The sequence below is a fragment of the Marseilla massiliensis genome (assembly GCF_023336985.1).
GTDB lineage: Bacteria > Bacteroidota > Bacteroidia > Bacteroidales > Bacteroidaceae > Prevotella > Prevotella intestinigallinarum.
Genome location: NZ_JAMBLP010000007.1, coordinates 66,364 through 90,339 on the forward strand (window position 1 = coordinate 66,364; position 23,976 = coordinate 90,339).

Below are 23,976 nucleotides of genomic sequence, written 5' to 3' on the forward strand. Positions count from 1 at the left end.
GCTGTCTATTTAAACTATTTTAATAAATGCCAGGGCGTTGCCGAATGGTTATGGCGGGGTGCCGTGAGTTGGGCTTGCCTGTGGTCGCCCGGCGTTGGCTGACAGCTGCTTTGGTGGGTGCTGCCGGCCAAGCTCATGACCGGGCGCAGCTGGTTGCAGCTCCTTCCAACTCCTTCTTACTCCCCAATAACTCGTTTTAACTACCCAAATACCTCCTTCTGCCTCCCCTCATTTGGCCCTATGTCGATGTTCATTTTATTTAAATGGGCTCTTGCTTTGCAACACTCCGCGTGTCAATATTATTCATGCGGCAAATCCGTTGTGGCCACTTAGTGTAACCGGTTGGATTTCAGTGTGTTGGCAAACGGGTCGGGACAGCCTGCAAAACGGCCCGTATTGCCCTGCCGAACGGGCCGTTCGGTGTGCCTGTATGGCCCGTTTGGCTCGACAGTTTGGCCGTCGGCTGTGGCCGGAGCTGCCGTTTGTAAACATTGTTCACTTCCACTTCGGTTTTCTGCAGGGTCGCGTCGGCTGTGGCTCGGCTCGGGCCCGGCGCGATGTTGCGGCCGGAGGCGTTTCGCCCCTGCCACCCGATGGCATGCCGATAATATAATTATGTGGAAATGTTAAATCACCGATTTGGCAGAAAAAACATGCGCGTATGTTTGCCGTATTGCATGTTTTGTATTATCTTTGCGGTGTACTAATACAGTGGTACACTATGGGTCGATAATTAAAACGATAGAAAATCATGATAGAAGTAAGCAACATCTGTTTCAAGTATCCCGGGAGCAAGCGTCCCGTGTTCACCGATTTCAGTGTCAGCATGGCCCCTGGGCGTGTCTACGGGCTGCTGGGCAAGAACGGCACGGGCAAGTCGACGCTTCTTTATCTCATGGCCGGACTGCTGCGCCCACGGTCGGGCAGCGTTTGTGTCGATGGCGTCGAAGCATCAAAAAGGCGTGCCGACATGCTCCGCGAGATGTTCGTCGTGCCCGAAGAATTCTTCCTGCCCGACGTCACCCTCGATGCCTACGTGCGCATCAACGCCCCGTTCTACCCGCGCTTCAGCCGCGAGGTGCTCGACGCCTGCCTTGCCGACTTCGAACTGCCCGGCCGGTTGCGGCTCGGCAAGCTGTCGATGGGGCAGAAGAAAAAGGTGTACATGAGCTTCGCCCTGGCCGCCGGCACGCGCCTGGTGCTGATGGACGAGCCCACCAACGGGCTCGACATACCGTCGAAAAGCATCTTCCGCCGTGTGGTGGCGCGCCATTTCACCGACGACCGCACGTTTGTCATATCCACCCACCAGGTGCACGACGTGGAGCAACTGATAGACCATCTGCTCATCATATCCACCGGCGGTATGTTGCTCGACGCCTCGGTGGCCGACGTGTGCGGGCGCTATTCGTTTGAGCTGAGGCAGCCGGGCGAGCCTCTCGGCGGCGTGGTCTACGCCGAACCCTCGCTGCAGGGCAACCTCGTCATGGCCCGCCGCCAGGCCGGTTGGCCCGAGACGCAGCTCAACCTCGAACTGCTGTTCAACGCCGTGGTGCAAGGCAAGCTGCCTGCCGGCAGCCTTGCAGGAGGGGAGGAGGTGTGAATATGGGTGGACGTTTCTCGTTCAGGCGCGTGGCGTTGCTGTTGCGCAGCGATGCGGAATGCGTGTGCCCGGCATTGCTCAAGGTGACGCTCGGCGCAGGGTTCTTCCTGTTCCTGTATTTCATGGCTACGTATGGGTATGATGGCAGCGGCATCATCAGCGTGACTACAGATGCTGCCATGAGGTGGAAGGGTAGCGTGTCCAAGGGCTGTCTGGTCATGGCCATGGTGTTTGGCCCTTCGTTTATCTACGCCGGCATGGCCCGGCCCGACGCCCGTTTGGCGTTCATGATGCGCCCTGCTTCGGCGGCCGAGAAGTTTGTCGGCCGGCTATTGCTGTCAACTGTGGGTGTGTCCGCCTTGGTTTTGCTGGCTGTCGCCGTGGCCGATTTGCTCCACCTGGGCTTCAGTCTGGCCGCAGGCACCTCCGACGGGCTGCGTTCCGTCATGGCCAGCCTCGCCCGTGAGACGGCAGGCAGCGTTTCCGACATCTTCCGGCCTGCCCCGCATGACTGGCCAGCAGCTCTGGCACACGGGCTCAATGCCGTGGCTGGGCTGTTGTTTTTCCAGTCGCTTTATCTGCTCTGCCCGCTTCTGTTGGCCCGTGGCGGGTTTGTTGTGGCTACGTTTTCGGCAGTGGTCTGCCGGGCCGTTTTCGTTGCGCTACGCCATTGTTTGCCCGACACCGTCAGCCAGTCGGCCTGCGATTTCATGTGGATGGCGTTAGGCTTGTTGCTCGCCGTCGCCAATTATGCCGTGGCCTACCGCAGTTTCCGGCGTATGCAGTTGGTGAATGGAAAGTGGTTTAACATATAAATCAGGAATAGAAAATCATGGATACATATTTTGACATAAGGCGTTTCGGCCGCTTGATGCGTTACGACCTTGTGGCCAACTCGCGCCACTTGGCCTTTCTTCTCATCGCTGTCAGCGTGGGATTGTACGCATTGTTGTTCCTCAATTTCTACAAGGCGTTCACCGTCACCTATAGTGTCGGTGAAATGGAAAGCCGTGTCGGCGACATTGCCTCGTTCTTTCTGTTGGTGCTCTTTGTCTTTTCGGTCTACAGTCCGAGCCTTGTCTGCTCGCGCCTCAGCGACAAGGCAGCGTCCACGGCATACTGGCTGCTGCCCGCCTCGCCGCTCGAGAAGTTTTTGGTGCGCTTCTTGCTGTCGGCGTTCGGCGCTGTCGGTCTGGTGGTGTGCGCCATGCTTATGGCCGATGCGCTCTTCATGCTCACATGCCTTGCCGCAGGCTTGCCCGGCGTCACCTCGGTGTCGCTGGCCATGGCCGGTCTCTTGGGCGACACGCTCGGGGCGTTCGCCCGCCGCGAATTGCCGCCGGGGCCGGGCGGTTGGTGGCTTTTGGTGGTGCTGTGGCTTACGTTTGCCATGTCGAGGGCGCTCAGCCTGCTTTGCGGCGTGGTGTTCCGCCGCAGGGCGCTGCTGCTCACTGTGCTCCTGTCGGTGGTGGTGAGCATGGGCTATGCCGCCATGGGCGGCGACTGGGTTGGCGCGCTCTACTGGTCGGCCTATGGCTCGCCGGTGTCGGCGGCGTGGCTGTCGCTGTCGCTTCTGGCCGTCACGGTGTGCTGCTACCTGCTTGCCTACCGCCTGTTTTGCCGCATACAGATTGTAGGGCGCAAATGGATAAGCCTATGACAACGTTCAATCCCGACAAGCCCATCTACCTGCAGATGGCCGAACGGCTGTGCGACGAGATACTGGCCGGCACCTACAGCGACGACGACCGCGTGCCCAGCGTGCGCGAATATGCCGTGATGCTCGAGGTGAACACCAACACGGCGGTGAAGGCTTACGACGCCCTTGCGCGCGACAACGTGATTTACAACCGCCGCGGACTGGGCTACTTCGTGTCTCCCGGCGCCCGCGGGCGCATACTCAGTGCCCGCCGTCGCGATTTCATGGATCACACCCTGCCGTCGGTGTTCCGCGACATGAGGCTGCTCGGGATATCCATCGGCGACATCGTAGGCGCGTGGCAGGCCACAGCCGGCGGGCAGGGCGACCAGCCTGGCGGCAGCGACGGCGGCCAGGGATAAACGCCCCTGCGTATGGCAAATATGACCATCGGACGATAAAAAAGATGGATAAATGTTGCTGAGCGTGCAACATTTTGCCTTAACTTTGCGTCAATAATATGTCAGTAGTAGCAATAACACAGAGCTGCCGGGCCCGCACCGTGGGGTAAAAGCCAGCAGGGGCGGGGCCGGCATACATATATTATTATGGTAATACACATCAAAGACCTCAACAAGACATACCAGGGAGCGCAGCCGCTCCACGTGCTCAAGGGCATCAACCTCGACATAGAGCGGGGCGAGTTTGTGTCAATCATGGGCGCGTCGGGCTCGGGCAAGTCGACGCTGCTCAACATACTGGGCATACTCGACAACTACGACACGGGCGAATACCGCCTCGGCGGCGAGCTGATATGGAACCTTAGCGAGAGGCGCGCGGCCGAATACCGCAACCGCATGATAGGCTTCGTGTTCCAGTCGTTCAACCTCATCAGCTTCAAGACAGCCGTAGAGAACGTGGAGCTGCCCCTCTACTACCAGGGAGTGGGCCGCCGCGAGCGCCGCCGTCGGGCCATGGACTACCTCGACCGGCTGGGGCTGGCCGCTTGGGCCACCCACTATCCGGGCGAGATGTCGGGCGGACAGCGCCAGCGTGTGGCCATAGCCCGCGCCCTGATAACGCGCCCCGAGCTCATACTGGCCGACGAACCTACGGGCGCCCTCGACTCGAAGACGAGCGTAGAGGTGATGCAGCTGCTCAAGGAACTGAACGAACAGCAGGGCATGACCATCGTCGTGGTGACCCACGAGAGCGGAGTGGCCAACGAGACCAACCGCATCGTGCACATACGCGACGGCGTAATCGGGCTCATAGAAGACAACCATGACCACCATGCCTCGCCGTTCGGGGCGGGCGGCCTGATGAAATGACGACAATAAAGCAAGCCATATATGCGCGACATCTTTACTGAAATATGGGCGACAGCCAGGCGCAACAAGCTGCGCACGGCGCTCACCGGCTTCTCGGTGGCGTGGGGAATATTCATGCTCATCTTCCTGCTCGGGGCGGGCAACGGCCTTATCAACGCCCAGATGCAGAGCACAGACCGCTACCTGGCCAGTTCGATGGTGGCATTCGGGGGCCGCACCTCGAAGCCCTATGCGGGCTTGGGGAGCGGCCGCGGCATATCGCTGCGCGAGCAAGACATGGCCACCACCGACAGCGTGTTTGCCGGGGTGGTGGGCGATGTGGGCGCCGTCTACGACCATGGCGGCGTCACCCTCTCGGCCGGGGCAAACTACATGGCGGGCCAGACGCTGAGCGGTGTCTACCCGGTGGACCGCGACATTAACAAGACAGAGGTGGTGGAAGGCCGCTTCATCAACGACATCGACATGCGCGAGCGGCGCAAGGTGGCCGTGATAAGCGAAGACCAGGCGCGCGAGCTGTGGCCCCACGGGGGCTCGCCCGTAGGCAAATACGTCAAGGCCGACGGCCTTATGTGGCGTGTGGTGGGCGTCTACAGGGGCGACGGCATGATGAAGGCCTCCGACGTCTACTGCCCCCACGCCACCGTTTGCGCCATCTACAGCACCGACAGCCGCGTGGGCAACATTGAGTTTACGTTCGACGGGCTCGAGACGGAGCAGCAGAACAACGACTTCGAGGCCGACTACAGGGCCAAGCTGAACCTGAACCACAGCGCAGCACCCGACGACGACAACGCCGTGTGGCTGTGGAACCGCTTCATGGACAACATCCAGATGGCCCGGGGCATGGGCATACTGCGCACGGCGCTGTGGGTTGTGGGCTTGCTGACGCTGCTTAGCGGCGTGGTGGGCGTGAGCAACATCATGCTCATCACCGTGAGGGAGCGCACCCGCGAGTTTGGCATACGCAAGGCCATCGGGGCCCGCCCGTGGTCTATATTGCGGCTCATAATAATAGAAAGCGTGGTAATGACAACATTGTTTGGCTATGTGGGCATGCTATGCGGCATCGCCGCAAACGAGTATATGAACGCCACGATAGGCCGCACGGAGGTAGACACGGGCCTGTTCAAGGCCACAATGTTTGTCAATCCCACCGTGGGCGTCGACGTGTGCATAGAGGCCACGCTCGTGATGGTGCTGGCCGGCACGCTGGCCGGGCTGGTGCCTGCGCGCCGGGCTGCCCGCGTGAGGCCCATCGAGGCGCTCAAGGAAAACTGACGGCGGCGGCAAACAATGCCGACAAAATAGAGGCCGCCCGGCATCGCTCGCGCCACGGCGCGGCCAAACGGCACATATCGCGCCGCAAGACGGCCTATTCGGCAGTGCAGAACGGGCCGTTTGGCCGTGCAATACGGCCCGTATCGCAAAGCCTTGAGAATCAGTATGATGGGCGGAGCGGCGCGGATGGCGAAAAATAATTACACAAGTCTGCCTCCGCCGGGGAAGCGGCCGGGGCCGAGACGCAACGCGCAGGCCTGGCGGCAGTGGCAGGGCGGCGCGGCGGCCGCCACAGCGGCATACAGTGAAACACAGGCCGATGGCCTGATAAAGAAATGCGATTATGAATTTCAGAGAGATAATAGATTCGCTCATGCGCAACAAGAGCCGCAGCATACTGACCGGTTTCGGGGTGTTCTGGGGCGTGTTCATGCTCATTGTGCTCATCGGCGGGGGCAACGGGCTGAGGGAATTGCTGCAGAACAACTTCGCCGGGTTTGCCACAAACTCGGCCATGGTGTGGGCCCAGCCCACGTCGAAGGCATACCGTGGGCTGCCCAAAGGGCGCAGCTGGAGCATGGACTACCGCGACGTGGAGCGCCTGGCCAGGCAGGTGCCGCAGCTCGACAGGGTGGCGCCGGTGCTCTTCGTGGGCGGCAAGAGGGCTGTCAACGGCGAGCACACCGCCTCATGCAACGTGTCGGGCGTGACGCCGGAATATGCCGACATACAGACACCCAAGATACGCTACGGCCGCTATCTCAATGCCCTCGACATGGAGCAGGGGCGCAAGGTGTGCGTCATTGGCAAGCGCATTTACAACGACCTGTTTCCCGAAGGGGGCGACCCGTGCGGCCATTCCATGCGCATCGATTCCGTTTACTACGAGATTGTGGGCGTAGACTTCCGTACCGGCAACTCCGTCAGCGTCGGTGGGCCTGTAGACGAGAACGTGTCGGTGCCCATAACCGTGGTGCAGCGGGCCTACAACCGTGGCTCTCAGGTCGACGTCATAGCCGTCACGGGGCGCCGCGGGGTGGTGATGAGCAAACTGACCGGGCGCATCCGCAGTGTGGTGGCGCGCTCCCACAATGTTGACCCCACCGACGAGCAGGGCGTGATGGTGTTCAACACCGAGGTGCTTTTCGCCATGCTCGACAATCTTTTCCGCGGTGTCAACTTCCTGGTGTGGCTCGTTGGCACGGGCACGCTGCTGGCCGGGGCCATCGGGGTGAGCAACATCATGATGGTAACGGTAAAGGAGCGCACCTCGGAAATAGGCATACGGCGGGCCATAGGGGCCACGCCGCGCATGATTCTCGGGCAGATAGTGGCCGAGAGCGTGGTGCTCACGGCCGTTGCCGGCATGAGCGGCATCATGCTGGGCGTGGCCATCCTGCAGATGATAGAGCTGGGCTCAACCACCGACGGCATAGCCGCAGCCCGCTTCCAGGTAGACTTCTCTACGGCTTTCGCGGCCGCGTCGATGCTCTGCCTGCTCGGCGGACTGGCCGGACTGGCCCCTGCCTGGAGGGCAATGAAGGTGAAGCCCGTAGACGCCATGCGCGAGGAGTAGGGCCGAAGCGTGCCTCTACGGCCCCGTGCCGCATCCGTATGGGCTGCCTTTGCGAGGCGTGGCGGCCTGGAAAGCCACTGCGCCCGGCTTGTGGGCAGATGTAAATGTAACTTAACAACAACAGATATGAGAAGATATTCCAAACTCATTGTTGCGGCACTGGTGGCCGTGGCATTCATCGGGACATTTGTGTTCCTCTATCAGAAATCGCGGCCGAAGCCTGTGGTGTATACCGAACTGAAGGCTACGGTGGGCGACATACGCAAGACAACCATCGTCACCGGGAAGATTGAACCGCGCGACGAGGTGAGCGTAAAGCCGCAGATAAGCGGCATAATAAGCCAGATCATGAAGGAGCCGGGCGACAGGGTAGAGGCCGGCGAGGTCATCGCCAAGGTGAAGGTGATACCCGACATGAGCCAGCTTAGCTCCGCGCAGAGCCGTGTCAGGCTGGCCGAGATAAACCTGAAGCAGGCCACCACCGACTTCGGGCGAGAGAAGGCGCTCTACGAACGCCGCCTGGTGAGCGACGACGAGTACGACAAGGTGAGGCAGGCCATGGAGCAGGCGCGCGAAGAGAAGGCCGCCGCAGAAGACGCCCTGCAGGTGGTGCGCGACGGCATATCGCGCAGCAACGCCAACGCCAGCTCCACTCTCATACGCTCGACTATATCGGGCATCATTCTCGACATCCCTGTCAAGGTGGGCAATTCGGTCATACTGAGCAACACGTTCAACGACGGTACGACCATAGCCACGGTGGCCGACATGGGCGACTTGATATTCCGCGGCAATGTGGACGAGACGGAAGTGGGCCGCCTCGCTGTCGGAAAGCACATGAAGATTACCGTGGGGGCGCTGGAGAACCTTTCGTTCGATGCCGTGCTGGAGTACATCTCACCCAAGGCTGTAGAGAACAACGGAGCCAATCAGTTTGAGATCAAGGCGGCGGTGAGGCTCGACGGCAAGGGCCGCATGCGCTCGGGCTACAGCGCCAACGCCGAGATTGTGCTCGACGAGGCCCGCCATGTGCTTACCGTGCCGGAGAGCGCGATAGAGTTCAAGGGCGACTCCACGCTGGTTTATGTGGCCCGGGGCGAAGGCAAGGAGCGGCAGTATGTGAGCCGCAGCGTAACGACGGGCCTGAGCGACGGGGTGAAGATAGAGGTTAAAAGCGGGCTCAAGGCCGGCGATATCGTGCGCGGGCCGCAGCAGGTGGCCAGCGATGACAATTGACGGGAGGCAAGGCTATGGTGCATAACAGGATTTTCGTTATCGTGGCGGCGCTCTCGCTGGGTTCTGCAAGCGCTGTGGCGCAGCAGGGCGAAGCCACCCCCGGCAGGGCCGAATGGACGCTGGCCGAGTGCATTGACCGTGCGCTGGAGCGCAACATCAGCATTAAGCAGAGCCGGAACAGACGCATGCAGCAAGACGTGCAGCTAAACACCGACAAGTGGAGCCGCTTGCCCTCGGTCGACGCTTCGGCCGGGCAGAACTTCTCGTTCGGCCGCGGACTGACAGAAGACAACACATATACAAACACCAACACGAGCAGCACGTCGTTCTCTGTCGGCGCAAGCGTGCCGCTGTTTACCGGGATGAGGATAACCAACTCGATAAAGCTGGGGCGCCTGAACCTTGAGGCGGCCACGGCAGACCTTGAGAAAGCCGGCAACGACGTGCGGGTGCAGGTGGCCCAGGCCTATGTGCAGGCGCTTTACGACATGGAGGTTGTGGGCGTGGCATGCCGCCAGGTGGCCATCGACTCCATGCAGGTGGAGCGGCTGCGGGCCATGAAGAGCCACGGCAAGGCAAGCCCGGCAGACCTCTCGCAGCAGGAAGCCACGCTGGCGCAAAGCCGTCTCACGGCGACGCAGGCAAAGGGGAACCGCAGCCTGTCGCTGCTTGCGCTGTCGCAATTGCTCGAACTTCAGTCGGCCGAAGGCTTTGCCATAGCGTTGCCCGACACCGCCGGGATGGAGGCGCGGTGCTCGTCGCTGCCCGCCGCCGATGCTGTCTATGCCGAGGCTTTGGGCATAATGCCCGAGGTGAAGGCCGAGCAGATACGCCTGAATGGGGCCGACTACAGTGTCAAGGTGGCCCAGGCAGCATTCTATCCGCAACTGTCGCTCACGGCTGGGCTGGGCACTAACTACTACCGTACGTCGGGGTATAGCTCCTCAAGCTTTGCCTCCCAGATGCGAAACAACTTCAGCCAGTATGTGGGCCTGAGCCTCAATGTGCCGCTGTTCAACCGCTTCCAGACCCGTAACAGCGTGAGGGCAGCCCGCATAGACAGGCAGACACAGGAGCTGCAACTGGAAAACGTGAAGAAGAACCTGTACAAAGAGATACAGACGGCCTGCCTCAATGCGCGCAACGCTGGCGCTAAATATGTCAGTTGCAGGGCGGCCCTGCGCAGCTTTGAAGACGCTTTCAGCCTGACACAGGCAAAATATGAGAACGGCAAGGCTACCATAACAGAGTTCAACGAGGCCAAGAACAACCTCATGAAGGCACAGAGTGACCTGGCGCAGTCGCGCTACGAGTATCTGTACCAGATGGCTTTGGTCGACTTCTATCGCGGCCGCCAACTCGCCTTCTGACCTCGTCCTGCCGCCACGGAGGCAAGTGCTGATACGACAGGCGTGCCACCCGGAGACTCCGGGTGGCACGCTTCTTGTTGCCGGTGGGCTGCCCTCGGGGGCGCAAATGCCGGCCGCGGCAATGCCATTGGCCCATGGCTTACCTTACGACGGTGCATTTCCCGTCTATTATGTATATGCCTTTGGGCAGCCGGCCGATGTCTTTCCTGTCAAGGCCGAGGGCCACAGGGCGCCCGCCGAGGTCGTAGACGTCGACAGAAGCCGATGCGGTGGCGCCGGTGTCAGGCGCTGTTATGCCGTCGGCAATTTGCGCGGCGCTTTGCAGAATGTCGCGCAGTGTGAAGAAAGCAGGCTTGGGTTCAAGCGTCTGGCGGAAGATAAGAGGGTTGCCCTGACGCCAAGACATGTCGTCGGTGACGCCCCATACCAGAATGTTGCGGCAGTGGTCGTAGTTCATCATCACCGAGGCAATCTTGCCGTATTCCTCTGCCTGTTGCTGCTCGGCGCCCTGGGCGTATGCGTCGGACATAGAGACGTCAAGCTCCGTCACCGCGCATTCAACGCCGAGCGGCGCATATCGCTTCACGTTGTTGTCGAACTTGGCCGAGTCGGTGTCGCCCACTGTGAGATGACATTGGAACCCCACGCCGCCAACGGGGATGCCGTCGTTGACGAGACGGCGCACAAGGTTGTAGTAGGCCTGCGTCTTGGCTTTGCCTTGGAACTCAACCCCGTAGTCGTTGATGTATAGTTGGGCGTCGGGGTCGGCCCTGTGGGCATAGACAAAAGCCGAGTCTATGTAGTCTTCGCCTATGACATTCTGCCACACCGAGGGCCTGAGGTCATAGCTGAGCGGGTTGGTGCGTATGGTGGTCTGGTCGTCGTCGAGGCATTCGTTGACCACGTCCCACTCGCTGACCTTGCCCTTGTAGTGGGAGACAACGGCCGTGATGTGGTCTTTCATTATCTGAAGCAGCTCGTCGCGAGAGTATCCGTGGTCGTTCTTGATGCCGTCGGAGCTTATCCATGCCGGCACTTGCTTGTGCCAGACGAGCGTGTGCCCCCTGACTTCCATGTCGTGGCGGGCGGCGAAGTCAACGATGCAGTCGCCGTGGTAGAAGTTGAACTCACCGCGGTTTGGCTGCAGTGCGTCGGGCTTCATCTCGTTTTCGGCCACTATCATGTTGAAATTGCGGAAGACGGTTTGCGTCGGCAGCAGGCTTTCGTCGTTGATGTTGATGCGTGACACCGGCACTGCCACTCCGATGTTCTTGCCTGCCTTTGCGGCATGGTAGCGCAAAGTTTGCTGCTCATCGGTGAAGTCGTAGCCATAGTCTGCGGCAATCAGCCGAATGTTGTCTACGTAATATTCAGCGTCAACGGAGTTGAATCCCATGTAGATTTTGTCTGATGCTTCATCGGTTCGTTCCATGATGTACGACTTCGCCACCCATGTCTCTGCCTGGCCTTGGTCGTAGAAGCCTGCGTCGGCATAGATAGTGTCCTGCCCGAGCCTTGCCACAAACTGCTTGTAGTTGGCGTCTGAGGCCGGGCGATAGAGGTCGAAGGCCAGCATTCGGTAAGATTCGGTGATGTTGCCCTGCGTGATGTGGCCTATGGCAAGTTCGATAAGAGTGTTCCAACTCTTGTTGGTGACGTGCAAGACCTTGTTTTGCGGGTTCGTGGGGTCGGCCGTCACTTCTGCCACCGACTCCGTCTTGTCGCTGTAAAGGTCGTTCATCGGCAGCCTGTCGCCTATTTCGTAACCTTCAAAGTCGTATATCACTTTTTCCTGTGAGTGCCCTTGCAGCGTGGCAACGGCGAGCATCATAAGCAATAATGTGTGTCTCATTGTGTCGTCGTTTTATTTGTTGTTGATTTTCATTGTCACCCCGTCAACGTCGACAATGGCCATGCCGCTCACGCCGCTGATGGTGTTCAGTCCGTTGGCCGACACCGTTTCGCTAAGCAGTTGGCCGCTTGCCGAGTACACTTTGATGCGCTTCCCGGCCTCAGTGTCTACGTAGATGTTGCCGTTGGCAGAGTAAATGCGCGTCTTCCCAGAGTCGGTTGCTGTCTTGACGGCGCTGGGCGATTTCGCCGTGAGCACCAGTCGGTATGCTCCCTCGGCCTCGCGCTCCTCGACAGTCCACTTGTCGTTGTCTGGCAAAGCGATGTTGAAGTTCCACGGGTCGCCGTACAGCGAGCCTTTGCCTTTGGCTTCGATGAGCACGAACTCGTCGCCCTCGTTGTATTGGTACGAGTCTTTTACGTCGAGCTTCACCGTCGGTTTGTCGTCGCTCTCGGTGAAATCCTCGCAGATGTTGTAGTAAATGATGTCGCCGCTGGCCACGATCCGGTCGTAGTCGTCGGCAGATGCTATTTCCATGTTGATTGTTGTGGTAGGCCGCAGGTATAGTGCCACGGGTTCGTCTTTGGCAAAGTTCTTGAGCGTAAGGGTTCCCGTGCCGTCGCTTCCAGGTTCTATGGTGCCGTAGACGTCGGTGTTTCCGGCAATGCTTCCGTTGCCGCCGATGGTCGCTTTGCTGAATACGAACGTCTGGGTGGTGCCTGTGGCGTAGCCCGTTCCGCCGGTGAGGTGGTATGCCTCGGCCTCGGCCGTGTTGTTGTTCACCAGCAACCGTCCGTCGAGCACGCGTATTCCGCCGTTTATCAGGTTGTTGTTGTTAGTCAGGGTGTATGTTCCGGCCCCTTCCTTGATGAGCCCCACCTGCTGGCTTTCGTATGGCTTGCCGTTCTTGTCGGCAGGTGCAATCTGTCCGGCCAGTTCAGAGTCGGTGCCAAGGCAGCCCACGAGATAGTAAGACTTGGGGTTTGAGGCCTTGTAATATCCGCAGAGCCGTGCCGTGGGAGCCATGCGCAGCTCGCCTATCCTGAATCCCCTCGTGCCCGACTCGCACGCCAGCGTGGTGTTGTCGTGCATTATCAGCGTCTTGTTTTCAAAGGTGGCGTTGACTTTCCCGGCCTCGATGCTCTCCTCTACTTCCTCGGGGTTGAACGTCTTGCCGCCGTGGCCGAGCACCAGTCCGTAGAACCCGGCCGAGCCGTACACCTCTTTGTATGGGTAGAGGTTGACCGTTCCGCTGAACTGCGACCAGTCTGGTATTTGCGCACCCTTGGCGTTGCCCAGGTAGGAGCGTTCGCCTCCGGCGTATATGTTGAGCGTGCCTTTGCCGCTGATTTGCGACATCCAGTAGGTGTAGCGTGACGTATAGACATCGAGTGTGCTGCCTTCGGCGATGTCGATAGGCGCGTTTACGCTTACATAGTCAGACGTGTTGAGGCTGAAGTGCAGCGCCCCGCCGTCGGCCTCGACCTTGGTGCCAAACGGGTTTTGCAGTCCTGCGTTCACCATCCTTATCATGCCGGAATGCAGGTATGTGCCCCCGTTCATGTTGTTGTTGACGTCCATGGTGACTGTGCCGCCGCCCTCGACCGACATCTTGCCGAAGCCGGTTATGGCGTCGTCAGGGTGTTGGGCCGTGAGAGTGTAGTCGACGGCCTTGTTGCTGAACAGTATGCTTGGCGCCTCGACCGTCTCGCTGACAACGACCCTGGCCGTGCCTGCCCCTGCCGTGGCTGCCGGCGTGTCGTCGAATATCACGGCATAGCCGTTGGCAAAGCACGCCGGCTCGCCTTCGGAGCCGTCTGCCGGCACGGTGGCAAAGTTGGGAGTGGTGCCAACGTCCCATACGTCAGACGTAGCCCCCGTCCATCTCAGCGTGTCTTTGGCTTCTTTCGACACCCCGCTGAGCACTATGTTGTCGATGTAATACTCCGCCGTATTGTTGTTGTATCCTACGTACAGGCGCACGGCATCGTTTTTCACGTATTTCAGTTCGTAGGTCTTCTTCACCCAAGTTTCCTTGTCTCCCTGGTGCGGATAGCCCTCGTCCCAGTACAGCTGGTCGTTGCCCAGCAGTACGGCCATCTGCATCCAGTCGTTCTGGTCGCTCGCCGGGCGGTAAATGTCGAACGATATGGACTGGTACATGTCGGCCATGTTGCCTCCGTCTACGCCGTCCGGCAGTTCAAACTCAATGAATGTGTTCCATGATGTGTTCTTTACGTGCAGCACCTTGTTGCCTTCGTTGGCCGGGTCTGCCTCGACCACGGCAGTCGATGTGGTTGTTGTGTTGTAAATGTCCTTCATGTTGAAGGCCTGCCCGATTTCGTTTTTCTCAAAGTCGCACACGGTGATGTTGTCTGCCCGGGCCTGCCCCAATATGGCGGCACAGGCAAGCAGCAAGTAAGTTTTTCTCTTCATGAGATGTTGTTTGATGTTAGTAAGTAAATGGTTAGTTGTTTTTTGTCAGGGTACATTAGGGTTATTGCAAAGGGCCGGCACGGTGTCAGGCACACATGCCGGCCCTTTTGTGAGAATGGTTGCCGTGAAGGCAGCCGTCGGTATTACCTTACAACGACTTTCCTCGTCTTCACGCTGCCGTTGTCATACACTTCCCTTATGATGTTGATGCCCTTGGCCGGGGCGTTGAGGCGTGTGCCGTTGATGCTGTAGATAAGCGTGCGCACAACCTCGCCTGTGGCTTCTTCGGCCGCGTCAACATCCTTTATTCCGCTCAGTTCGCCATGGTTCATGATGTATATGTCGAATACCATGACACTGGAGAATGCAGCCTGCAGCTTTACAAACACCTTGTCGGTGCCCTCGTAGCTGGCTATGTTCTTCTTGATGTAGCGCTGTGTCTTTGAGAAGTACACCGAGTCTACAAACGTCCAGTTGTCTTCAGACAGGGTGTCGGTGCTGATGAACAGTGCAGCCTTGGGCTGGTTGCTGCTGCTGGCGTTGCCGACGTAAGTCACTATGTCAAACGGGCCCTGGAAAGCTTCGGTGCTTTGTATGTGGCAAGAGTAGGGGTCGTTCTCCACACCGTCGCTCTTGCGTATGTTGCCGAATGTCACCGAGTTGTCTGAAGCGCCTTGGTCGAATGCCGTCTCGCCGCGGTAGCGCTTGTCGGTGTTGGCGTCTGAGATGTCGTCCGATATGGTTATGCGCTCCCAGAGCATGCCCTGGCCGTAGGTCTTAGCCTCCCATCCCTTGCCGGGATTGACAACGGTGAGGTTCCACAGCGGCTCCTTGCTGTCGATGATGGTGGTGTCGCGCCCGTCGGGAAGCTCCTCTACGTGTGACACAACCTCATAGTAGTTGTAGCCGTTCTTCTCGCCTTCGGTGTAGTACTTGGTCTTGCTCTCGCCCAGCGACCAGTCGGCGGCGTTGGCGTCGAAGTGTGACACAACGTCGAGGCGCACCTCCTTGCCGGTTATGGTGATGTCTTTCGAGGCGAGCTCAGACGCAACCTTCTCGGCCTCGAGCACTTCGCCGGCGAAGGCATAGATGGTGGTGGGGTGGGTTATCGTTATCGGTGAGGTGTAAACCGACGATGCCGTGGCATCCTTCACGCCCGTGAAGTTGTAGTAGAGCGTGGCGTTGGGCTCGTTGTTTGTCAGCGTCACGATGGCCTTTCCGTCTTCCTCGGCCGTGGTGATGGTAGGCATGGCCGATGTCTCGTGCAGTGCCACGTTCAGCGTGGCGGGCTCGCTGGGGTCGTAACCGTCGGCGTAGGCCACGGCCGTGATGGTGGTGCCGGGCTCAGATATGTTCACCGGCCCGGTGTAGGGCGTGCTCGCGTCTGTTGGGGTGGTGCCGTCGGTGGTGTAGTAAATCTTGGCTCCTTCGGTGTCCGAGGCTATGGTGACGTCGGTGTTCATCTGCTTGTAGTCTTCGGTGAACTTCGGCGTGGCAGCCTTGGTTATCTCCTTCTTCGAGTAGTTGAGCTCCTTGATGGCGTTGGTCAGTATGTCTACAATGCTCACAGCGTAGAACTGGTTGTCGGCACCGTAGGGTATCAGCATGTAGGTGTTGCGCCCGGCGTTGTGCTCATGGATGGCGGTGGCCCCTCCTACGGTTGCCAGCACGCGGTCGTTTGCAAAGTATGACCCTTCGGGTATCTCGACTCCGGTGGCCGAACCCTCCTCGAAGAATGCGAGCTTGCCGTCGGTGATGTAGTTGTCCGACTCGTTCGACGGCTTGAACAGGGCGTCGTCGAGCGCTTCTTCAGCCACGTCGAGCGACGGAGAGTCTGCTGTCTTGGGCGTGCCGTAGCCCCATGTGGCGTAAAGCTGCGGGTTGAGGTTGAGCATTGGCACGTAGGCGATGGCCTCGCGCAGCGTCGGTGCATACTGGTCGTCGGCCGGCATGTAGCCGCTCACCACCACCACGTCGTAGGCCTTCAGCTCGTCGGGCGTTTTCCTGTTGGCCTCCTGGCTCACGTCGAGGGCGTCGAAGGTGATGTTGGTAAACTCGCCGTTGTTCTCGATGATGTCCCTGAAGGCATCGTTAGAGGCGTCGTAGTTGTTGTAGCCCGAGTTGAACACGTAGGCAATCTTGGCGCCGTCTACTGCCGGGGCGTCTTCCTGCAGGTCGATGTAATATATGTGGCAGCCGTTGCTGTTGGTCACGGTGACGTCGACCAGCTCGCCGTTGGATATGTCGGCCGGTATCTGCCATACGCACGTTGTGCGCTCCTTGGGTTTTTCCGAGCCTTCTATTATCTCAATGGCCGTGCCGTTGACCGACAGCGACACGCCGCGCCCGTCGGTGAGCCTGTGCGACTCTACGTCCATGGTGATGTTGGCTCCCGGCTTGACACCCTTTATTGTGAACTTGTTGTTCTTTCCTCCCATCCACAGGTAGCTGGGCCCTGAGTATGGGCCGAGGCCGTCCCAGGTGGTCTGGTAGTTTACGGCCAGGGCGAGCGACCTGCCGCTGCAGTTGAACACCAGGCCCTGTGTCTCGGTTATTGTGGTGGTCTGGCCGTTGGCAACTGTTGCCAGTTCGGTCTCTTCTTCGGGCACATACCAATAGCAGTTGCCGTTGGTCTCGCCGTCGCCGCTTGCTTTTTCGATTGTCGTCCACCTTGTTCCGCCATTGGCCTGGGCGTCGGCAGCAAGGTTTTGCAACGTTGCCGAACTCCAGTTGGTGAAGTCCCATTTCCTGTTTTCTGCATTGGCGCTCATCGTCAATGCAAAAAAGGCAGTGAGCATAAAAAGTTTTCTCATAATTGTTTATTTTGATTAGTACTATAATTTAGTTCTTTTTGTTAGTAATGTCTTGCCTTTTTGGGCACTGTCGGTTTTTAGTCTGTGTTGGTAGGTCAATCGTCGGCAAAATTAATAAAATATTGTTTACCTCACAATGGTTTATGCTTGGTATTATGATAAAGATTCTTTGATTTTGGATAAAATGCCCGTGCCCGTTCCTCTTTTGCCCCGGCGGCCATGGCTTATGCACCGTAGCTTTTGTTTACAATGGGCGAGTCAATTTGCCGGCATGGCTCTGCGGGCATGGCAAACGGCCCATATCACTGTGCCATACGGGCCGTTCGGGATGGCCATGCAGGCCGTTTTGGCGGGCGTTTCGGCCTGTGTTGCAATGCGCTGGTACACAGGCCATTGCGCAATGCGGCCCGTGGCTTGATTTTTTATTACATCGTTTGGGCCCGGCCGGCGGTTGCCCCTGTCCGCGGCATGGCTGCCGCCACTACCCGCAAGCGTCAACCTGGCTGCGCCTCTCTGCCCTTATGTCCATGCCGGTTGTCACCCATGCTTCGCCACGCTTGCAGGCGTCGCTGCCGCCCATTGGCCTTGCCGTTGCAGCCTTCGCCTCTTGCAAGGCCTCCGGCAGCCTTGAGCGGCAGGTGTCGGCATCCGTTTGTGGCCATGGCCGGCGGTTTGAGGCAATGAAAAAGCGGCGGGCCACAAGGCCCGCCGCCGGTGTCAGGGTTGGTTTCATGTAGTTATTTAACCATCACTTTCTTGGTCTTCACCTGGCCGTTGGCATACACTTCCTTGATGATGTTGATGCCCTTGGCCGGTGCGTTGAGCTGCGTGCCGTTGATGCTGTAGACGATTGTCTTCACCACCTCGCCTGCGGCTTCGCTGCCCTCGGTCACATCCTTTATGCCGGTGATGTAGTCTTTCGATGCTTCTCCCTCGTTCTTGATGAAGATATCGAAGATGTTGGCCTTGGTTCCGCCCGAAGCCAGCTTCACATACACCATGTCTGTGCCTTCGTAAGAGAGTATGGTCTTCTTCCAGATGCGGTCGTCGCCTGGTTTGCCGTTGTCACCATTGCCCGAGAGGGTGTTGGCCACGAGGTCGCCAATCTTAGTCCACTCGCCGCTGATGGTGTCGTTTGTCACGAGCACCTCCACCTTGGCGTTCTTGCCCGACATGTATGTCACCACGTCAAACGGGCCCTGGAAAGCCTCGGTACTCTGTATGCAGGCTGATGCGGGGTCTTTGAAACCGTTGCCGTCGGTGCCTGTCACACTCTGGAAGGCAACACATCCCTTTGTTATCTCCTGCTCGCTGTCGTCCCACGGCGTCTGCGGGTTGTAAGCATTGAAGTCGAGCACGTTGTGGCCGGCGTCGTTGTTCTGGTAGAGCATGGGCTGGCCGTAGCTCTTTATCTCCCATCCCTTGCCCGGGTTGACGCATGTCAGCTTGTTGGCCGGGGCGTAGATGTTTACTATTGAGTCCTGTCCGGGGCCGAAGTAGTCTTCGTATATCTCCTTGTCTATTATCTCGTCGGTGTAGAAGTTGTAGCCCTTGGTGTAGTAGCTTCCGTCAAGTTGTACGTTGTAGTCGGTGGCGTTGGCGTCCATGTGCGACACGATGTCGATGCGCACCTTCTCGTCTTGCACCGCAACAAACTTCTGAGTGAGCTCCGACTGCAGGTAAGAGCCCTCCACGCCGTCGGTGAATGCGGTCACTGTGGTGTGCTTGTTGACGGTTATCGGCTCGGTGTATTCGGCCGACTTAGCCTTCTCGTCGCTGCCCGAGAAGTTGTAGAACAGCACGTCGCCCTCATGGGCCGGTGTGATGGTAATGGTGCTCTTGCCGCTCTCTTCGGTCACGGTGATGGTTGGCTTGTCGGCAAGTTCGTATATGTCGATGGTCTTTTCGGCAACTCCGCTGGTAAGGTAGCCGTCGGCGGTTGCTATCGCCTTCACCGTCACTCCTTCGGCCTTGATGTCAAACGGCTCGGTGTAGAGGGTGCTCTCCGTGGTCGGCGTGCTGCCGTCGGTGGTGTAGTACACCTTGTAGTTCTTGGTGACGCACGACAGCGACACCGTTGTGTACAGGTGATGGTATTCTTGCGATATGGTCGGGTTGGCTGCATTGGTCACCTTGGCCTTTGTGTCGCAGAGCATGATGATGGCGTTTGGCGAGATGTCCATGAACGAACCGGCCGGCGACCCCATCGGGAATGCATACGGAATCATCATGTATGCGTTGCGGTTGGCGTTGTGTATGTGCACTGCGGCAGCCGTTCCGGCCATTGCCAGCGTGTCGTCGTTGGCGAAGTATGAGCCCGGCTCTACCTCGTAGCCGGTGATGTTGCCCTCTTCATAGAGCATCAGTTGCCCGTTTTCATCTATGTATGGCTCCTGGCTTTGGTCTGAAGGCTGGAACACGGGGCTCTCCTTTCCGCTTGCGGTCACGTCGAGCATGTTGGTCGTTGTGGCCACGCTCTTGCCGTAACCCCACGTCTCGTAGAGGTCGGGGCTCAGGTTGAGCATGGGCACATAGGCTATGGCGCTCTTCAGTGTGCCCACGAAGGCGTTGTCCTTGCGTATGGCATTGCTCACCACCACGGCGTCGTAGTACTGCAGCGAGTCGGCCGATATGGCGGCTCCGCCGTCGGCCACGTCGATGGCCTTGAGCTCCATGTTCTCTTCTCCCAGCCTCATGGGCAGCGTGTTGGAAATCACGTCGTAGTTCATGTCATCCGAACCGAAAGTGTAGCCGGGGTATCCCGAGTCGTAGATGTAGGCAATGTGCGTTATCTTAGGCTCGCTAGAAGGCTTCTCTCCCACGCAGATGTAGAAGAAGTGCATGCCGTTTGTGGCCTGCAGCTTGACGTCGGTGTCCTCTGCGTTGTTGTTGATGAGCACCACGGTGTCTTTCTTTCCCACCGTCTTCCACTGCGTTGCGCCGTCATACTTGCCCACAACACCGTCGGTGGCGCTCTTGAATCCGCGCTCCTCGGTGCCGCTGTGCGATGCGTAAACTACTGTGATTGAGTCGCCCGCAGGCACTTGCGGGATTATGATGTAGTCTTCCGACTTCCTTCCGTTGAGCCAGATGTGCGGCCCGTCGTTGTGGCTTATCACGATGTTGAAGTGCTGGGCAGACGACGCTCCGATGGTCAGGCCCTCCGTTTCGGGTATCACCCACTCCTCGCCGTTCACCTTGCAGGTAAGCGGCCCGGCCGTCCTGGCCTTTGTTTCAAACCATGTCTCCTTGTTGGTCCAGTAGCCCGAGCCCGACTCGGCGTCGGCCGTAAGGTTGGCGATGGTGGTTTCGCTGAACCCTTGGGTAAAGTCCCACAACTTGCGAACCTCATCCTTGGCCTGCGACGACAGTGCAAGGACCAATGATAGTCCAAGTGTAAACAGTTTCTTCATAAGCTTTTTATTATTTTGATTAGTATAATCTTGAATATGTCCAGTTAGTAATGGGCAGCTTGTCTTGGCAGGCAAAAGCTGTCGTTATTGGCATTTTGCGCTGCAAAGGTAATAATATCCTGTGACATAGGGCAGTGTCTTGTCGTTTATTTTTTTGATTATTAACTGTGTTTTTTGTTGGTTCAGTGCCCGTGCGCGGGCTTTCCGGGGGCTTGATGGTGCCTCGGTGTGGTCTCCGTATAGCGTCCGATGCATGTCGATATGCTGTTTTAAATCTGTCAGGGCTGCCTGTCCGTCCGTCCGGCAAGGATGCCTTTGGGGACATGTCCGCCCCTCCGTCCGGTCGAATGGCTCCCCTGTGACAATCATGAAGCGTGGGTTTCAGCCAATGAAATCCGCCCAAGCCGGTTGCCGGGAAAATCAAACCGGCATAAAATAAAGAAGGACGGGCTGCCCCGTCCTTCCTTTTCTTGTTGCCTCAATCGGCGCGTTGCCTTATTTCACAATGGCCTTCCGTGTCTTCACCTGGCCGTTGGCATAAACCTCCTTGATGATGTTGATGCCCTTGGCCGGTTCGTTGAGCTGTGTGCCGTTGATGTTGTAGATGATTGTCTTCACCACTTCGCCTGCGGCTTCGCTGCCCTCGGTCACATCCTTTATGCCGGTGATGTAGTCTTTCGATGCTTCTCCCTCGTTCTTGATGAAGATGTCGAAGATGTTGGCGTTGGGCCCGTCGGCCGACGCAACCTTGACAAACATCTTCTCGGTGCCGTCATAAGGCAGTATGGTCTTCTTCCAGATGCGAGTGCTACCGTCCTTGTTGTTGTCGTCAACTCCGCTGATGTCGTTAGAGAGAAGGTCGCCAATCTTTGTCCATTCGCCGCTGATGGTGTCGTTGGTGACGTAAACTTCCACGTTGCAATTCTTTCCCGACAGGTACGTAACGACGTCGAACGGGCCTTGGAACGCCTCCGTGCTTTGTATGCATGCGGATGCCGGGTCTTTGAAACCGTTGCCGTCGGAGTAGTTTACGCTTGCGAGCGTGATGCAACCCTTTGTTATCTCCTGCTCACTGTCGTCCCATGGCGTCTGCGGGTTGTAGGCGTTGAAGTCCAGGACGTCGTGGCCGGCATCGATGGATTGGTAAAGCATGGGCTGGCCGTAGCTCTTTATCTCCCATCCCTTGCCCGGGTTGATGCACGTGAGCTGGTTGGCCGGGGCGTAGATATACACTATTGAGTCTTGTCCGGGGCCGAAGTAGTCTTCGTATACCTCCTCGTCGATTATCTCGTCGGTGTAGAAGTTGTAGCCCCTGGTGTAGTATTTGTTGGATGTGAAGATGTTGTAGTCGGTGGCGTTGGCGTCCATGTGCGACACGATGTCCATGCGCACCTTCTCGTCTTGCACCGCAACGAACTTCTGTACAGTTTCCGACTGCAGGTAAGAACCCTCCACACCGTCGGTGAATGCGGTCACGGTGGTGTGCTTGGTTACGGTTATCGGCTCGGTGTATTCGGCCGACTTGGCCTTCTCGTCGCTTCCCGTGAAGTTGTAGTAAACCACGTCGCCCTCATAGGCCGGGGTGATAGTGATGGTGCTCTTGCCGCTTTCCTCGGTCACGGAGATGGTGGGCTGGTCGGCCAGCTGGTGTATCTCGATGGCCGTTTCAGACACGTCGCTAAGCAGGAATCCGTCGGCTATGGCCACAGCCTTGACCGTTTGCCCGTCTTGTGTGATGTTGAACGGTTCGGTGTATGGCGTGCTCTCGGTTGTTGGGGTGCTGCCGTCGGTGGTGTAATACATCTTTGCGTTGGCCGTGAGGCACTGCAGTGTCACTGTTGTATAGTTGTGATGATATTCCTGTATGGCCGTTGGCTTGGCTGCTGCCACCACGTTGGCCTTGGTGTTGCACAGTGCCACCACGGCGTTTGGCGTGATGTCCATGAACGATGCGCCCGGCCCGCCGAACGGGAACGTGTAGGGTATCATCATGTAAGCGTTGCGGTTGGGGTTGTGTATGTGTACCGCCACGCTGTTGCCGGCCATTGCCAGCGTGTCGTCGTTGGCGAAATAAGTGCCCGGTGTCAGCTCAACCCCGGTCACAGTGCCGTCTTCCCAGAATATCAGCTGCCCGTTTTCGTCGATGTAAGGCTCGTCCGACTGGTTGTAAGGCGAGAAGATGCTCTTCCAGTTGTTGGCCACGGTGAGCATGTTTGTCTCTGTGGTCACGGCCTTGCCGTAGCCCCACGTCTCGTAGAGGTCGGGGCTGAGGTTGAGCATCGGCACAAATCCGATGGCGCTCTTCAGCGTGTTTACGAAAGCGTTGTCATTGCGTATGGCCGAGCTAACCACCACCGTGCTGTAGTGCTGCAGCGAGTCGGCCGAGATGGCGGCGCCACCGTCGGCCACGTCGATGGCCACGAGGTTGAGGTCTTCGATGCGCGATGGCAGCGTGTTGACAAGGATGTCATAGTTTGGTTCGTAGTAGCCTTCCTCGCCGAAAGAGTAGTCTGGGTATCCCGAATCGTAGATATAGGCAACGTCGGTGTGCGTAACCTCGTTGTCGCCGCCGTCAATCTGTATGAGCGCTATGTCAAGTCCGCCGGTCTTGAGCTTTATCTGCACGTCGACAGAGTCGGCAAAACCGTCTTTCACCTGCCATACCAATGTGTAGTTGCCGTCTTCGTCTCTCGACGGGTCTGCGATGCTTCCGCCGAGGCAGATGCCGTCAACAGGTCCCTCAATGTACTCGATGTTGTCGTTGCCGGCATAGAATCCACGGTTGTCTGCCGTCGAGTTGGCCGAGCGTGCGCGTATGGTTATCTTCTGCCCGGAGGCCAGCTTGGGCAGGTTGAGCTCCATGTTGTTGCGCGTCATACGGAACTTTGACGAAGCCACGATGTAGTTGTTGTTCTTGCTAAGGCCTGCCGAGCCGAACGTGAGTCCGCGCAGTTCTTCGATGGGCTTGCCGTTGGCCATCAGTTCGCCCGACATCTTGGTCAGGTCTTTGGCCTCCTTTACCGAGACGCCGTCGTCCTGGTAGGTTATCGACCAGTTGGCTTCGTCGGCAATAAGGTTCTGTTGCGTCTCTGCGCTAAGGCCTTTGGTGAAGTCCCATGTCTTGCGCCATTGCGCATCAGCCTCGGTTGCGAACACGGCCGACAGGGCGAGGCATAGAGATAGAATTTTCTTCATTTGCTTTTTGTTTTAGTTAATTTGTATGGTTTAGTTGCTGTTCCGAAGTGTTGGCCAAGGCTGTTTTCGCGTGTGGCCTTGGCAGGGTCGGCTCCTGTGGGAGTCATCGGTGTTTTCTATTCGAGTGTCTTCTGTTTGCAAAGATAAGGTAAAAAGCTGGAATCCAATGCCGCGTGGTACATTGAAATATGCTGTTTTTCCATGGTTTTTTGATATGGCCTGTGGTTTGCA

The 23,976-nt window shown here is 58.1% G+C and carries 15 protein-coding genes; 9 read left to right on the plus strand and 6 right to left on the minus strand.

Annotated features, from left to right (window positions below):
- Positions 1–751 precede the first annotated feature (751 nt).
- The 9 genes from M3089_RS07185 (at position 752) to M3089_RS07225 (ending at position 10,036) form a co-directional block, all read left to right on the plus strand.
- The gene (locus tag M3089_RS07185) at positions 752–1,603 is read left to right on the plus strand and encodes an ABC transporter ATP-binding protein (RefSeq protein ID WP_249082932.1); all 852 of its coding nucleotides are present in this window, start codon (positions 752–754) and stop codon (positions 1,601–1,603) included.
- A 2-nt stretch (positions 1,604–1,605) separates the two neighbouring features.
- Positions 1,606–2,418: a hypothetical protein gene (locus M3089_RS07190; protein WP_249082934.1), complete on the plus strand. Its 813-nt coding sequence runs from the start codon at positions 1,606–1,608 to the stop codon at positions 2,416–2,418.
- 17 nt (positions 2,419–2,435) lie between these two features.
- Positions 2,436–3,263, plus strand: coding sequence for a hypothetical protein (locus M3089_RS07195; protein ID WP_249082936.1), 828 nt, complete (start codon positions 2,436–2,438; stop codon positions 3,261–3,263).
- Entirely contained in the window at positions 3,260–3,664 is a 405-nt protein-coding gene (locus M3089_RS07200; RefSeq protein WP_249082938.1) for a GntR family transcriptional regulator, read from the plus strand. Before M3089_RS07195 ends, M3089_RS07200 begins: the two co-directional genes overlap by 4 nt.
- A 186-nt stretch (positions 3,665–3,850) precedes the next feature.
- Positions 3,851–4,573: an ABC transporter ATP-binding protein gene (locus M3089_RS07205; RefSeq protein WP_205110984.1), complete on the plus strand. Its 723-nt coding sequence runs from the start codon at positions 3,851–3,853 to the stop codon at positions 4,571–4,573.
- A 21-nt stretch (positions 4,574–4,594) separates the two neighbouring features.
- Positions 4,595–5,854, plus strand: a complete 1,260-nt coding sequence (locus M3089_RS07210) for an ABC transporter permease (RefSeq protein WP_249082941.1) — start codon at positions 4,595–4,597, stop codon at positions 5,852–5,854.
- Between the two features lie 343 nt (positions 5,855–6,197).
- Positions 6,198–7,430 (plus strand): ABC transporter permease, encoded by a 1,233-nt coding sequence (locus tag M3089_RS07215; protein WP_205110980.1) that lies wholly within the window; start codon positions 6,198–6,200, stop codon positions 7,428–7,430.
- 126 nt (positions 7,431–7,556) lie between these two features.
- Complete coding sequence (locus M3089_RS07220) at positions 7,557–8,666, plus strand: efflux RND transporter periplasmic adaptor subunit (protein WP_249082944.1); 1,110 nt, start codon at positions 7,557–7,559, stop codon at positions 8,664–8,666.
- A gap of 14 nt (positions 8,667–8,680) precedes the next feature.
- Positions 8,681–10,036: a TolC family protein gene (locus M3089_RS07225; protein ID WP_249082946.1), complete on the plus strand. Its 1,356-nt coding sequence runs from the start codon at positions 8,681–8,683 to the stop codon at positions 10,034–10,036.
- A gap of 139 nt (positions 10,037–10,175) precedes the next feature.
- Here the strand turns inward: M3089_RS07225 and M3089_RS07230 are convergent, their stop codons facing one another.
- From M3089_RS07230 to M3089_RS07255, 6 genes are all read right to left on the minus strand, one after another.
- The gene (locus M3089_RS07230; RefSeq protein WP_249082949.1) at positions 10,176–11,888 is read right to left on the minus strand and encodes an endo-1,4-beta-xylanase; all 1,713 of its coding nucleotides are present in this window, start codon (positions 11,886–11,888) and stop codon (positions 10,176–10,178) included.
- 12 nt (positions 11,889–11,900) lie between these two features.
- Positions 11,901–14,324 (minus strand): hypothetical protein, encoded by a 2,424-nt coding sequence (locus tag M3089_RS07235; RefSeq protein WP_249082951.1) that lies wholly within the window; start codon positions 14,322–14,324, stop codon positions 11,901–11,903.
- Positions 14,325–14,467: 143 nt separating this feature from the next.
- Entirely contained in the window at positions 14,468–17,137 is a 2,670-nt protein-coding gene (locus tag M3089_RS07240) for a chitobiase/beta-hexosaminidase C-terminal domain-containing protein (protein WP_249082953.1), read from the minus strand.
- 481 nt (positions 17,138–17,618) lie between these two features.
- Positions 17,619–17,870: a hypothetical protein gene (locus M3089_RS07245; RefSeq protein ID WP_249082955.1), complete on the minus strand. Its 252-nt coding sequence runs from the start codon at positions 17,868–17,870 to the stop codon at positions 17,619–17,621.
- A gap of 4 nt (positions 17,871–17,874) precedes the next feature.
- Positions 17,875–20,550: a chitobiase/beta-hexosaminidase C-terminal domain-containing protein gene (locus M3089_RS07250; RefSeq protein ID WP_249082957.1), complete on the minus strand. Its 2,676-nt coding sequence runs from the start codon at positions 20,548–20,550 to the stop codon at positions 17,875–17,877.
- A gap of 495 nt (positions 20,551–21,045) precedes the next feature.
- Positions 21,046–23,745, minus strand: a complete 2,700-nt coding sequence (locus tag M3089_RS07255) for a chitobiase/beta-hexosaminidase C-terminal domain-containing protein (protein WP_249082959.1) — start codon at positions 23,743–23,745, stop codon at positions 21,046–21,048.
- Between the last annotated feature and the right edge of the window lie 231 nt (positions 23,746–23,976).

Excerpts from the sequence above, each read along its gene's own strand:
- M3089_RS07200 (WP_249082938.1), top strand. The coding sequence starts at position 3,260 with ATGACAACGTTCAATCCCGACAAGCCCATCTACCTGCAGATGGCCGAA.
- M3089_RS07250 (WP_249082957.1), bottom strand. The coding sequence starts at position 20,550 with ATGAAGAAACTGTTTACACTTGGACTATCATTGGTCCTTGCACTGTCG.
- M3089_RS07230 (WP_249082949.1), bottom strand. The coding sequence starts at position 11,888 with ATGAGACACACATTATTGCTTATGATGCTCGCCGTTGCCACGCTGCAA.
- M3089_RS07255 (WP_249082959.1), bottom strand. The coding sequence starts at position 23,745 with ATGAAGAAAATTCTATCTCTATGCCTCGCCCTGTCGGCCGTGTTCGCA.
- M3089_RS07205 (WP_205110984.1), top strand. The coding sequence starts at position 3,851 with ATGGTAATACACATCAAAGACCTCAACAAGACATACCAGGGAGCGCAG.
- M3089_RS07190 (WP_249082934.1), top strand. The coding sequence starts at position 1,606 with ATGGGTGGACGTTTCTCGTTCAGGCGCGTGGCGTTGCTGTTGCGCAGC.
- M3089_RS07225 (WP_249082946.1), top strand. The coding sequence starts at position 8,681 with ATGGTGCATAACAGGATTTTCGTTATCGTGGCGGCGCTCTCGCTGGGT.
- M3089_RS07210 (WP_249082941.1), top strand. The coding sequence starts at position 4,595 with ATGCGCGACATCTTTACTGAAATATGGGCGACAGCCAGGCGCAACAAG.
- M3089_RS07215 (WP_205110980.1), top strand. The coding sequence starts at position 6,198 with ATGAATTTCAGAGAGATAATAGATTCGCTCATGCGCAACAAGAGCCGC.
- M3089_RS07185 (WP_249082932.1), top strand. The coding sequence starts at position 752 with ATGATAGAAGTAAGCAACATCTGTTTCAAGTATCCCGGGAGCAAGCGT.
- M3089_RS07240 (WP_249082953.1), bottom strand. The coding sequence starts at position 17,137 with ATGAGAAAACTTTTTATGCTCACTGCCTTTTTTGCATTGACGATGAGC.
- M3089_RS07195 (WP_249082936.1), top strand. The coding sequence starts at position 2,436 with ATGGATACATATTTTGACATAAGGCGTTTCGGCCGCTTGATGCGTTAC.
- M3089_RS07235 (WP_249082951.1), bottom strand. The coding sequence starts at position 14,324 with ATGAAGAGAAAAACTTACTTGCTGCTTGCCTGTGCCGCCATATTGGGG.
- M3089_RS07245 (WP_249082955.1), bottom strand. The coding sequence starts at position 17,870 with ATGAAACCAACCCTGACACCGGCGGCGGGCCTTGTGGCCCGCCGCTTT.
- M3089_RS07220 (WP_249082944.1), top strand. The coding sequence starts at position 7,557 with ATGAGAAGATATTCCAAACTCATTGTTGCGGCACTGGTGGCCGTGGCA.